The 12262-nt window shown below is 59.4% G+C and carries 10 protein-coding genes; 1 reads left to right on the top strand and 9 read right to left on the bottom strand.

Going from position 1 to position 12262, the window contains the following annotated elements; all coding sequences use genetic code 11:
- Positions 1–11 precede the first annotated feature (11 nt).
- Entirely contained in the window at positions 12–3008 is a 2997-nt protein-coding gene (locus RIE31_11255; GenBank protein MEQ8641160.1) for a hypothetical protein, read from the top strand.
- A gap of 115 nt (positions 3009–3123) precedes the next feature.
- On the opposite strand, the gene RIE31_11250 is transcribed toward RIE31_11255, so the two are convergent.
- The 9 genes from RIE31_11250 to RIE31_11210 form a co-directional block, all read right to left on the bottom strand.
- Positions 3124–3783: a class I SAM-dependent methyltransferase gene (locus tag RIE31_11250; GenBank protein ID MEQ8641159.1), complete on the bottom strand. Its 660-nt coding sequence runs from the start codon at positions 3781–3783 to the stop codon at positions 3124–3126.
- Between the two features lie 12 nt (positions 3784–3795).
- Positions 3796–4677: an NAD(P)-dependent oxidoreductase gene (locus RIE31_11245; protein ID MEQ8641158.1), complete on the bottom strand. Its 882-nt coding sequence runs from the start codon at positions 4675–4677 to the stop codon at positions 3796–3798.
- 43 nt (positions 4678–4720) lie between these two features.
- Positions 4721–6010: a nucleotide sugar dehydrogenase gene (locus tag RIE31_11240; GenBank protein ID MEQ8641157.1), complete on the bottom strand. Its 1290-nt coding sequence runs from the start codon at positions 6008–6010 to the stop codon at positions 4721–4723.
- Positions 6007–6936 (bottom strand): Gfo/Idh/MocA family oxidoreductase, encoded by a 930-nt coding sequence (locus tag RIE31_11235; GenBank protein ID MEQ8641156.1) that lies wholly within the window; start codon positions 6934–6936, stop codon positions 6007–6009. The genes RIE31_11240 and RIE31_11235 overlap by 4 nt, the downstream gene beginning before the upstream one ends.
- A gap of 14 nt (positions 6937–6950) precedes the next feature.
- Positions 6951–8507 (bottom strand): PfkB family carbohydrate kinase, encoded by a 1557-nt coding sequence (locus RIE31_11230; GenBank protein ID MEQ8641155.1) that lies wholly within the window; start codon positions 8505–8507, stop codon positions 6951–6953.
- Between the two features lie 6 nt (positions 8508–8513).
- Positions 8514–9512 (bottom strand): GDP-mannose 4,6-dehydratase, encoded by a 999-nt coding sequence (locus RIE31_11225; GenBank protein MEQ8641154.1) that lies wholly within the window; start codon positions 9510–9512, stop codon positions 8514–8516.
- Entirely contained in the window at positions 9509–10510 is a 1002-nt protein-coding gene (locus tag RIE31_11220; GenBank protein ID MEQ8641153.1) for an SDR family oxidoreductase, read from the bottom strand. The genes RIE31_11225 and RIE31_11220 overlap by 4 nt, the downstream gene beginning before the upstream one ends.
- Positions 10511–10564: 54 nt before the next feature.
- Positions 10565–11311, bottom strand: coding sequence for a transaldolase (locus RIE31_11215; protein ID MEQ8641152.1), 747 nt, complete (start codon positions 11309–11311; stop codon positions 10565–10567).
- 89 nt (positions 11312–11400) lie between these two features.
- Positions 11401–11952 carry an HAD family hydrolase gene (locus tag RIE31_11210; protein ID MEQ8641151.1) on the bottom strand — a complete coding sequence of 184 codons (552 nt, stop codon included), beginning with the start codon at positions 11950–11952 and terminating at the stop codon, positions 11401–11403.
- Positions 11953–12262 lie beyond the last annotated feature (310 nt).

Genomic DNA, 12262 nt, shown 5'->3' with positions numbered 1-12262 from the left:
CGGGTTGGGCGATGACGACATTTGACATGTTCGGTCCGGAAAGTTCGAAGGCAGCCTTGGGGCAGAACTTCTGGCTGTGCTTTGGTGCGCTCGCGGCCGTCTACGCTTTGCTTTACGGCTGGATTCTGTGGTCTACCGATTTCCTACCCTATGTGATGGACGGGAACGAGACCTTCTCCGTGCTGTGGCACAGCCACAACATGTACCAGTTCGACTTTTTCAAGAGTTTCTGGGTGACGGATGAGTCTTTCGGGCCCGATCCAGCGGCGCATCCTTTCTACCATACGAGTCAGGGTAATATGCCGCGCCTGTTCGGCTACGTCATCTATGCGCTTGGCGCCCGAACGCCCGAAGCACAGGTATTGTGGACGGTGCTTGTCGTCGGCACTGGGACGCTGTTCCTCGCCTATTCCTATTTTGCGCGGATCGTATCGCCTGTCTTCTCGCTGATTGCTTGCGTCTTCCTGTTCACAGACTATCTACTTTATGCCCAATGGCATGTGGTGACTTATCGAGTCTGGTACGGTTTTCTCTTGTTTGCGATTTTCCTGTGCCTGCACGAGGTTGGCGGAAAATATCGCCGTAGTGCCTGGGCCGGTCTGGCGATTTCCTTCCTGCTTTTGTTTTACTTCGAGCTTGTATTCGCCGCGTTCGTATCTTTGGCGGCAGGACTCTACACGTTAGTCCTGTATCGCAGGGACATCCGCAAGATGCTACTCGTCGGTGGGGTAGCGAGCGGCGCGGCCGTTCTGTCGCTGTCCATGCTGTTCACGCAGCTTGCGACGGCCCTCGGCGCGGACGTCGTAGTGAAGGACTTCCAGCTCAAGCAGTTGTCGCGGAACGCTAGCAGCGCAATCATGGACCGCCTAGCAGTTGCTCAATTCTATGCCGAGCACAATATTGCTTTCTGGCAGAACTTCATTGATGGAGAACGCTTCCGCAATCCCGTTAGTTTGCTGAACTCTGTCAGCCACATAAATCTTCAGGTCCACACGCCGATTCTGATATTCATCAGCCTGCTTCTGATACTGGGAGCCTTGGTGGGGAGCAGTCGGCGCTTCGCAGGGATGGTTTGTATTTCAGAATCTGGCAGAAGGAGGACCCGTTTGCTGGTGTTCTCTGTGGTTTTTGTTGCTGTCCTGTATTTTCTTGACAGCGTTTCTGTTTTTCACTTCATGGCCGCCTTGTCGCGCGATGTAGTCTTGATTTTTGTGGCCGTGCTTTTGGCAATCGGCGGGCTTTGGGTTCTTGCTCGGGTTGCGCGCAAGTGGAGCACCGTGCGGCTCAGGGCGAGTTTTGGTGAGGTCGCAGTTCGCCACACAGCGTTGTTGGCGTTGATTCTGCTGACGCTTAGCGCCCGGCCAAAGATACTCTCGTCGGCACGCTGGCTTGGCTCATCCGACGCTTCCCGTTTTGTCGATGAAATTTTTCAGGCCACGGCAATCTTGTTTGTGTCGCTGGTCGTCCTCTACTCGACCCTGTTCGTGAAGCGGCTGCCGTGGATAACCAGGTCCGGCCAAGCATCCCAGAGGCTTAGATACATTGGCCTTGCGCTCCTGGTTGGATTGCTCGTCGTCGTCGGCATGCAGTTCACGGCAACTTGGGGTGTGCTGCAAAGTCATGGCAAAGCGGACTTTGTCATCGCGGCATTGTGGTGTGTCGCCGTCGTTGTCGCGTGCATCGCCGTCCTGCACCCGGCGAACTTTATTTGGACACTGAGCTGGCCGGTCAAGCACCTGTCCATTGGGCGTCCCATAGAGCTGTTCTCACAGGCTCTTCGAACGAGGTGGCGCCGGCTTGATTCGGCGTATGCTGTTGCATTGGCGACGATATGGTTGAGCGCCTACCTTGTTTTCGTGGTTGGACACATTCGCATCTTCGGACTGGAAGCGCACTATGCCTTCATTCATCCACAGATTGGTCACAACCTAGTATATGGCGCCCTAGCGGCTCTTGCGACCTGGGGCCTTACGCGTATTTACAGCGTTCTTAGCAAGAACGGCAGCGCAGTCACGCTCTCGGCCGCTGCTCGGGTGGCGGTTCTGAGCCTGCTGGCCATTGGGTTTCTTTTTCAACTGCCAGGCCTGGTTCGGGAGTGGTACGCACCACTGTGGATGGGCGTGATGGGCGAAGAGGTTTCGCGCCATGCGGCCCGTGCAGTGTTTGTGATCGCCTTTGTTACCGCGGCTGGATTGTCAGTCGTCGGTATCCGGGCCGTGACAAATGACACTACGCCAAGGCTCCACTATCTGCTGCTGTTCGGCTTGGCCGGTCTGCTCTCCTATGTTGTTGTTTACTGGTTGTCGCCCGGTTATGTGCTAACCGGGTATCAGTTGCGCCTTGCGCCTTTCAGCGTGTTCTTCACGAGCATGATTCCCGCCGCAGGGCTATATATTCTGTGGATAGTGGCTCGGAGGCTTTGGCCCGACAAAGGTTGGCGACCTGGTTTTTGGAATCCTGTTTTGCCAGCGGCGGCTGTCGCTGTGGTCGCCATGCTCATTGTCAGCTACTGGGCGGCGCTTCAATTGTCCTATGTTCGGATTTTTCCACCCGATCAGCTTGCCTTCATTCAGAGATTGAAAGAAGAGCCCTTTAAAGGTCGCTCCTTCGCCGTCAACAACTATGCAGCACCTGCGGCATGGATGACAGGGCAGTGGGCCTATTTTGACCCACTAGCGGAGCGGGGTGGCCTGGAGTGGCGGGAACAGGGTATTAGGCCGCGGCTCGACAACAGCACTTACATGTGGTTCGCAGATGCATCCTGGCGTCCAGAACGCTACCGGTTTCCCGATTACTTTCTATGTTTTAGACCTAAGACTTTTGAACGTGCCGTTGCAGAATTGATCGAATACAGTTCGGCCGCAAGCGCATATGGGTGTCCTGCAACCGCCATGGTGCAGATGCTACAGGACGGTACGCATGTTCTGGATCACAGCGTTATTATAGCGGACGAAGAGCATGGTAGTTGGGCGATCATCGCCATCGACCATGGTCCCGACCCTGGTTAGGGCAGCTAAACGGAAGAGCGGCTTTCGCTGGAGGCCGCGACAGACAATCGAATGTGATGATCTCGGAACTCCGGTAGGAAGGCCGGCGAGGAGTGACACCGAGGTGTCCGGACCTTCATTCCATCTCAAGAATGGTCCAGAAATAGTCGCCGCGATAGCCCGCCTGCGCGAACAAAGATAGCCAGTCCTCCGGCCGTCCGTAGGTTCTGGCGGTCAGCATCCAGTCTTCGAAATGCTGCCGCTCGCTTTCCGTGCGATAGGCGTCCACCTGGACGAACCCGCGTTCGGGGGCGACCCGTTCGATCTCGCGAAGGGCGGCCAGGCAGAGGTCCTGGTCCAGATTGTGGACAGTGTTGATGCAGATCGCCGCGTCAAAGGCGCCATCGGCAAACGGAAGCCTATGGGCGGTGCTGCGGAGGAGACGTCCGGCCACGTCCGGGTGGGCGTGAGTCAGGGCATAGTGGGAGATGTCGAGCCCCGTGGCCGTCAGTCCTGGACATTCGGCCATGAGGTCCCGCACGAGAAAGCCCTTGGCGCAGCCGATATCGAGGACCCGGTCTCCCGGCTTCAGGCCGAAGTGATCGATGATCCGGCGCGCGACCGGTATCCAGCGGCCGTCATAGACATAGCCGCCATATCCCTGTTCGCGGGGACCATCGAAATACTCCCAGTCGAACCGCAGTGCGCGCTCCCGATTGTGCGCCTTGTTGTGCAGGCGTGCGGCGACGTTTCGCACGCATTTCGGATGGGTTTCGAGCAGGTTGACTTCCGCCATGGGGGGCGCCGGTCAGGACGGCAAGGCCGCGTGAACCCGTTGGATGGCTTCCTCCAGGGGCGTGAAGCGCAAGTCGGGGAAGGCCAGGCGCGTCGCCCGAATATCGAAGTGCCGGTGGGTAATCGGCGCGCGGCGCGGGCTGAAGGCCACTTCCGGAGACGGAGACAGGTTCGCCGCGACCAATCGGGCGACATCGGCGAAGGAGTGTGAAACGCCGGTGGCCGTATTCAGAACGCCGTGGCTGCGCTGCTTCAGCACCCGGACGATCACTTCGGCCACATCGCTGTCGAGAATATGGTCCCGGGTTTCTTCGCCTTCTCCGCCAAGCCCGATCTTGCCATCTGTCCGTCCTTGCTGGCGAAAGCGGTTGGGGCCGTAGGAGTTGTGGGTATCGACGGCTGAAAGAACCAGCGTGCAGCGGAGTATCGCCAGCCTGTCAGCAGGAACGGTCTCGCCGAACATCAGTTCGCGGCTGCGGTGCATGACACCATAAAGGTCGGTCGGCGCGGCCGGGCTTTGCTCTGTAAGGACGTCCGTCCCCATGGGATAAACAGCATCCGAACTGAGATAGATGACATGGGCCGGTTCGACGGCGGTGATGGCTTGGCATACGGCCTCCGCCATACGCAGGTTTTTCATCAGGGCCGGAATGCCCCGACCGCGGTCGGGCGTCAGGGCCGACAGCAAGACGACCGCGTCGCCCGCCCGAAGGGTGTCCGCCAGCCGGTCGCCGGCGTCCGGCGACAGCAGGTCAAGCTGTTGGCTTCCCAGCCCCAGGACGGGGATTTTATCCGTGTTGAGGCGGTCAATCAAAGCCTTGCCAAGGACGCCGCTGGCGCCGATGACGACCACACGGTCCGACGTGGCCGGGAGATTGTCAGAATGCTGAAGCACAAGCGTTCACCCGTATTTTTCTGGGGAAAGGGAGGGAAAGGTCTTAGGTTCGAGGCGCGTCGGCGACGCTCTTGCCGAGCCGCAGATGAGCAAGGCCCGCAGTCATGCAGCCTGCCGCATCGAGGAGCCCGAAGGGGTCGAAAACCGTGCGTCCCGACATCCGCCCCGCCAGTTCCGCCGGGTCGATCTCGCGAAACTCGGGCCAGGGCGTCATGAGCACCAACGCGTCTACTCCTTCCGCCGCGGCAATCGCCGTCGGCATCTGCCTGAGTCGGGGATGCCAGGCGCTGTCCGCTTTGACGACGGGATCGTAGGCCTGAATGGCGTATGGAGTCAGCCCTTCGATAAGTGCAACGGCAGGCGAATTCTTGACCGAATGGGTGTTTTCCTTATAGGCGAGACCCAGTACGCCGATCACGGGTGCGGAGCTCGTGCGAAGAACCGTCCGGTGCAGTTGGTGCAAGGCCCAATACCGGCGGTGAGTGCTGTTCGCCCGCCAGGCCTGCATCATGGCGACATCGGTTCCATGACGCGCGCCAATGCGGATAAGAGTCGCGATGTCGCGCTCCAGATTGCCGCCGGCAATGCCGAGACCAGCCGCCAGATAGGCGTGGGGTCCAATCCTGCGGTCGAGCTTCAGCGCCGGCGCAATTTCCGACCAGTCGGCGTCAATACCTTCACAGAGCTCCGCCAGGACGTTCGCAGTGGTCACCGACGCCACAAGGCACATATTGATCGCGATCTTGCTTAATTCGGCGCTTTCGTATCGCATCGGCAGGATCGGACAGTCGAAAGCCGCGAGATAAGCCGACAAAGGCGCCGGGAGTGGCTGCGCGGGGTCAGCGGCGCCGATGATGAATCGCTCCGGGTTGTGCGCGCGGTCGATAGCGCGGCCGAAAACCAGAGTCTCTACCTGATAGAATCGCGTCGCTTCCGGGCGGGCCAGGCTGCGGGTGAAGCCGGGCGGGACCTGGCTCAAAATGACGACGATTGCGTCCGGACGCGCCGCCCGATCTACGGTTTCGACAAACCGCATTAGGCTTCCAAGATCGCTTTCGCCGCGGTCGTCCGTCGGGACATCCGGCGCAATATAAATGACATCCGCCAGGACAAGGTCCCGAGGGTCGCTTGTATATGTGATGTGGTCCCGATTCCTGGCCATCATCTCAGGAAGATCGGGCTCTACGACCATTGGCTTGCCGCTGTCCAGTGCGGCAACGACTGATGGATCGGGGTCAAAGCACAGGACTTCAAAGCCGCGGTTGGCGCTCGCGACCGCCGAGTTGAGGCCCAGGTGGGTCATGCCCACGAAGGCAATGACGGGGCTGTTCATGACGGACTCGCCATGGGGGCGGACCGGGACAGATGGCGCAACGTCCGGTTGAGCAAGATGTCGTTTCGGATATTGCCTGTGCCTGTCCGGGTCAGCTCCAGAAAGTGCCTGTACTCCAGAGCCCAGGTCGGATCATCCTGCACCAGGGTGACAGAGTGTTCGGTCGGGCGGCCGCTGGGCAGGATTCGGTTGCGACGGGTGAAAATGCTGGGGCCCCATTTGCACAGGGACTGTATGTGTGCGGATCCCTTTTCCCCGTGGACGTCGGCATAGAAGTGGTTGCGCCAGCTAAGCAAGGTCATTTCCAGCTGCAGGAGAGGCTGTCCTGGAAACACAAATGCGCAGTGGTCCGGCGCCTGGTTCTCAAATCGGTTGGCGCTGACCAGGGTGGCCGCCCTGTGATCTAGAGAGCCGAACCAGAAGGCGCAGGTGTCGAGCAAGTGCGACCCCAGATCCATCAGAACGCCTGCGCCCTTGTCGCGCCACGGGGATTGTCGCACCAGGCGCGCGGTCCCGTTGCCGTAAAACATCCGGACGGAATAGATGTGCCCCAGGCTGCCCTCGTCCAGCAGGGCTTTCATGTGGACGAAATGGGGTTCGAAGCGATGGTTATAGGCTGTATAGCATGTGACGCCATTGTCTTCGGCCAGAACCGCCAGTTCTTCCAGCTCCGTGTCGGAACCGGCGATCAGAGGTTTCTCCACCAGCACGTGCTTGCCGTGGGAAAGGAGATAGCGCAACAGCGCCACCTTGACCTCGTCCGGCGTACAGACCAGCGCCGCGTCATAAGTTTCCAGGGGGACGGATTCGATGGAACGATGGCTCGCGCCTTCAGAAACGGGATCCACCGTTGCAATGACAGAATCGCCGGCGATAGCGCGGCGTTTGTGCCCCTGCACCCCCAGGCCGATCAAGACAATACGCACAACCCGATTCCGGATCAGGCCGCGAGATTGACGCGCTTTTCGACTTCATCCAGCCGTTTCAGCACCGCCTCGGGCGTAATGGGAACGTTGCCATCGTATTCGCATTCCAGCCCTGCCGCGATGTTGCCCAGGACCGAGGCGATGACGTCATTTCCCGTTGCCCGGTAGGCGAGGGAGGCATAGGCCAGAAGTGCATCCCCGGAGCCGACCGCATCGACCACGTTTGCGGCGAAACTGTCTATAACGACGACCGTTCGGGGATCGTCCGATGACTCGCGGGTGCGATATGTGAGGATGCCTCGCTCGCCAAGCTTTAGAACGAGCGTGCGACAGCGCGCTTTTTCAAAAAGTTGGGTTGCGAGAGGACGCACGACGCTGTCCTGATCTCCCAGCGCGAAGCGCGCCTCACGCTCGTTGGGCGTGATCAGATCGAACCCTTCAAATTCCAGAATATTGCCCCAGCGACTGGCAACCTGGCTGTCTGCAACCCGGAATGCGTCCTGAGGAATCGCCGACACCAAAGTGGGAATTGTCTGACGATTGAAAATGCCATGACGGAAGTCACTGCACACCACCAGATCCACGTCGGCCTGGCGCACTTGCTGCGTGAGGGTCTCCAGGATGCGGTCGGAAATGGTCCGGTTGTCGAGAGTATCGACCTTGAGCATGCGATAGCCGCCGGCGACAATCGCATTCTTGTTGGTGGTGGGGCGTGTCGAATCGGCAATGGCCTGTACTTGAATTCCGGTGTTGGCCAAGTCCTTCAGGACGAAGTCGCGCCATTTGTCGTCGCCGAGTACGGTGGAGAATATGACCTCCGCCCCGGCTGCCCGCAGATGCTTGGCGACCACACCGGCGCCGCCGACGAAATCGGCTTGCCGCTCGAAGCGTAAACTGAGAGTAGGCGTTTTCACCTGACCGCCGATCATCGAGCAGTAGGTATAGCTGTCAACGATCGTATCGCCCACCACGTGGACGCGCAGTCCGCGCATGCGGTCCAGGGCCCCACGCAAGTCATCAAAGCTGATCCCTTCGCCCTGCAGCGTCATGATCAGCTTTTCGATCTGGATGGCCGGCGGTTCCAGCTCGATCAGGCGGGAGGATGAGTAGACAATATCGCCGGGCGTGAAAATGATTTCGCCGCCATACCCCTCCAGCACCTTCAGTTCTTCGCGGGTCTTTACGTGAATGGCATTGGCCGAATATTCGTATCCCTTTGCGTAGAAATCCGGCTGCAGGATCTCCAGGTTCTGCAACGGCGTCGGATCGCGATCGATAATGACGTAGTCGATCATCTCCAATGCCGCCAGGTTGAGGGCGCGCAGGTCCTCCGGAACATATGGCCGGACATTGGCTTTCGACACGTGGGCGTCGGCGGTAAGGCTGGCGACCAAAATGTCGCCTTTGGTCTTGGCGTAGGCCAGATGACGAATATGCCCGGGGTGGACCACATCGAAGGTGCCGTGGCACATGATCACCTTCTTGTCGCGCGGTCGCGGGCCGATGAGTCCCTTGAGCTCGTCTACAGATTTGATTTTCCTGCTTAGATGCCGCCGGCTTGCTTCGTCCATTTGCCGTCAACTCCGCGCCATATAGGTGAACCAGGTCTTTGTTGCTTCGGCGATCGACTGTGGATCCCACAAGGGTGCGTTCTTCCATCGCTGAATTTCTGACAGCATGTTGCTGACCCCCTGCTCGAAACTGACCGTGGGCCGCCATTCCAGGTCGGATTGGATGGTGGAGATGTCCGCCCACGTGCAGTCTGGTTCTCCGGGACGAGAGGGGACATAAACCACTTCGCCGCCCAACAGTTCAACCAGGCGGTTGATGGTCTGGGGATTCCCGCCGCCAAGGTTCCAATACCGCCCGTTCACAGGGCTCTCGGCCGCCGCAAGAAATGCGCCAGCCACGTCGGATACATAGATGAAATCGCGGCTTTGGGTGCCGTCGCCGACGACGGTGAACGGCTTGCCGCCCAGCTTCTGGCGAAGAAAAACACCAAACACCGCGCCATAAGCCCCCGTCGTCCGAACACGGGGGCCATAGGCATTGAAGATCCGTATGGAATTGGCCGGCAGTCCATAGACCTGATGCCAGTGAAAGACGGCCTGCTCGCCCATATACTTGGACAGAGCATAGGGATACATCGGGCGGATGGGGTGGTCTTCCGTGGTCGGCGTGTCCGCAAGCCCATAGCATGAGGACGATGCCGCATAGACCAGCTTGTCGACCTGGGCGGCGCGGGCGCACTCCAGCACGCAGACCGTCCCCTGGACATTGACGTCCATATAGGCGCACGGCTTCTCGATTGACGGCACGATATCGCCAATTCCGGCGAAATGGAAAACGTAGCGAACGCCTTCGAACAGAGAGTCGCCCGCCTTCAGGCCCAGAATGTCCTGCCGGGCAAGGGACAGGTTCGCATTGCCGTCGTGGTGGGCCAGATTGCTCTCATGGCCGCCCGACATATTGTCGATCACGCGCACACGGAACCCGCGTGCGAGAAGGAGATCGACCATATGGCTACCGATGAAGCCGGCGCCCCCAGTGACGACCGCGACAGGAGACGTCGTCATGCGGCTTTCTTCGCCTTCAGAACACGGATGTTGTAGTAGCGCTCGTCATCGAGGCTGTTGGGCAATAGCCCATCTCGAAAGGCGCGACACAAATCGCGGACTGCTTCCTCAATGGAATGGCTTGGGCGGAAACCGAGCTGGCGAAAAATCTTGTCGGAATTGATGTGGTATGAACGGTCATCATTGCTCGGAGTGGTGACGATGGGAATTTCGCCTTTCTCGGGAAACTCTTCCATGACAACGCGTTTCACCAGATGGGCAATGTCCATGATGCTCATATTCTGATAGCCGCAATTGAAGATCTCATCGGCGATTTTCTCGGAAGGCGCCGTCAGCAGCAGCTTGCAGAGGTCCACATAGTCCTGGATGTGGAGATTGGGCCGAAGCTGGCTTCCGCCAAATACGGTGATCTTGCCGGCATTGATTGCGTGATTGGTCAGTATATTGACCGACAGATCGAGTCGCTGGCGTGGCGCAAAGCCGCACACAGTCGCCGGGCGAAACACGACGCCAACAAAATCCGGTGTCGTGTGCTTGAACAAAAGCGGTTCACACATGCCTTTGTATTTATTGTACAAGGTCAGTGGAACGAGGGGATGGTCCTCGGTCACGTCCGGTGCGTCGGAGACGCCGTAAACCGAACTGGACGAAGCATAAATGAAACGCTTCACCCCGGCGGCCTTAGCCGCCTTCACCATGGGTTCAAACGCGTGAAGGTTGATCGAAGTGCTGAGCGCCTCGTCCAGTTCGAAGGTTGCGTCATTTGAAATGCAGGCGAGGTTAAAGACGACGTCGATGCCGGCAAGGGCCCTTTCCAGGTGGGCCGTGTTTCGGATATCGCCCTGGATGACGGTCAGGTTCGGATTATCCTTGGGCAGAAAATAGTCGCCGAAATACAAGGTGTCGTAGACCGTGATTCGATGACCCAGGTCAAGCAGCTGCGGTACCAGGACGCTGCCGACGTATCCGGCTCCGCCCGTCACGAGAATGTTGGTCATAGGTCGGAATCACTCCTGCGCCAGGATTGAGAATGAGAAGAGAAGGGTGGCAGGCTATTCAGCGGTCGCCGATTCGGCAACACGTATGTCGTAGCCGGCGGCGGTAGCGTCCCGGTGGAACATTTTTACGGTTTCCAGGGAATATTCGTCCAGGTCTTTTCCAACCGTGCCCAGCTTGGCCAGGATGTCGTTGCTGACGGTGATAATGCCACATCCGACCTTGTCCGCTTGAAAGATGTTGAAGACTTCCCGGGGGCTGGCCCACAAAAGTTCAGCCTGGGGATGGCCTTCAAGCGCATTCTTGCAGTCGCGCATCACCGTTTCAGGGTCGATCCCGGCATCGGCGATCCGGCCCGCAAAAACCGAGACGATTGCAGGCACTTCGGGATTCAGGTCCCTGGCGACAGCCTTTACCTGCGCGGCGGTCATGATGGCCGTGACATTGACCAACACGCCGCCCTGCGCGAGACGTGCGATCGCCGGGCCGCAATACGTGCCCTTGGTGTTCATCACTGGGACCTTTACGTTCGCGTTCTTGCCCCAGGACGCGATGGTCAGTCCTTGAGCCACCATTTCGTCCAGTTCGTCGGCGAAAACCTCCAGGGATACGGGACGGTCCGGCACGGCGGCCAAAGCAGCGCGACCAAAGCGCTCATAGTCGTCAATACCCGCTTTCCGCATCAGGGTGGGGTTGGTCGTATAGCCCTTGATCAGGGGATTCGTGCTGTAGAGCCGGCGTATTTCTTCCAGGTCTGCGCCATCCGCAAATATCTTGACCTTGAGTTCGTCCAACCCTGCCATTTCGTTCTCCTTTCGGACGCCTGTCGCCCTGGCTGCGTTGTGGAGGGAGCGAGCGCGGCCGATATGCGCCGCCTGGCCCAACTGCTCTGCTACGCGGCTATACAGCCCTCTCTGTGGAGCACATGGTCCACCGCGTCGGCCAGGTTAAGGGCGACATGATCGGGAGACTCGGGCCGGGGTTCGCCATAGGACCGGTCGAGGAAGATCGAATAACACCCCGCACTTTGCCCGGCGACAATGTCAGAGGCGCGGTCGCCGATCATGTAGCTGGATGTCAGGGAGATGCCGAATCTGGCCGCCGCACGCCGCAGCATTCCGTCTTTGGGTTTGCGGCAGTCGCATCCCAGCGAGGCAGGGTGAGGGCACATTTCAATTCCGTCCAGCGGCAGCCAGTCTGCGAGGCGTTGATGCATAGCGTTTACAACGGTTGCCTTGAGAACGCCATTCCCTATGTCAGGCTGATTCGTCACCACGACGAGCCGGAATCCGGCGTCCTTGAGCCTTCTGACGGCCTCACGGGTTCCGGGCACGAGCCGAAAATCGGTCAGACGACGGGGCGCGTAGGGTTTGCCGCCCCGCACGATGCTGTGGTTCAGGACTCCGTCCCGGTCCAGGAATACGGCGGCGATTTCTGACGGCATCTGACCTGGTCGGGCTGTCGGTCCTGTGGGGCAGGGTCGGTTGCCGGCTCTCGCGGGCGCCGGATTGGCTTTGGGCGCACAGCCAAGGCGGGCGTTTGGCGCGTCATTCTGTCCGTTTATTATCAACCACCGGGCGCGGCAAGCAAGGCCTGTGAGCCGCTTTTCACGACCCAGAGGCGGGCCAGCGGGCGGTATGCCGAAACGCCCCGTTTTTCCGCTGGCTAATGGCCGCGGTGGCTGTCGCGATCCGATGGGGCGCCGCCGGCCCCGGTCTGCACCGCCGTCGCCCCTGTCAACAGGCGGCCATAGC

It is taken from the genome of Alphaproteobacteria bacterium, assembly GCA_040218575.1.
In the GTDB taxonomy this organism is placed as follows: Bacteria; Pseudomonadota; Alphaproteobacteria; order JAVJRE01; family JAVJRE01; genus JAVJRE01.
Note: the sequence above shows the minus strand (reverse complement) of the source record. Positions and strands in the feature narration are given on the sequence as shown.

What these genes read in the sequence shown, in the direction of transcription:
- RIE31_11255 (MEQ8641160.1), top strand. Translation starts at nt 12, where the DNA reads ATGACGACATTTGACATGTTCGGTCCGGAAAGTTCGAAGGCAGCCTTG.
- RIE31_11250 (MEQ8641159.1), bottom strand. Translation starts at nt 3,783, where the DNA reads ATGGCGGAAGTCAACCTGCTCGAAACCCATCCGAAATGCGTGCGAAAC.
- RIE31_11240 (MEQ8641157.1), bottom strand. Translation starts at nt 6,010, where the DNA reads ATGAACAGCCCCGTCATTGCCTTCGTGGGCATGACCCACCTGGGCCTC.
- RIE31_11230 (MEQ8641155.1), bottom strand. Translation starts at nt 8,507, where the DNA reads ATGGACGAAGCAAGCCGGCGGCATCTAAGCAGGAAAATCAAATCTGTA.
- RIE31_11225 (MEQ8641154.1), bottom strand. Translation starts at nt 9,512, where the DNA reads ATGACGACGTCTCCTGTCGCGGTCGTCACTGGGGGCGCCGGCTTCATC.
- RIE31_11220 (MEQ8641153.1), bottom strand. Translation starts at nt 10,510, where the DNA reads ATGACCAACATTCTCGTGACGGGCGGAGCCGGATACGTCGGCAGCGTC.
- RIE31_11215 (MEQ8641152.1), bottom strand. Translation starts at nt 11,311, where the DNA reads ATGGCAGGGTTGGACGAACTCAAGGTCAAGATATTTGCGGATGGCGCA.
- RIE31_11210 (MEQ8641151.1), bottom strand. Translation starts at nt 11,952, where the DNA reads ATGCCGTCAGAAATCGCCGCCGTATTCCTGGACCGGGACGGAGTCCTG.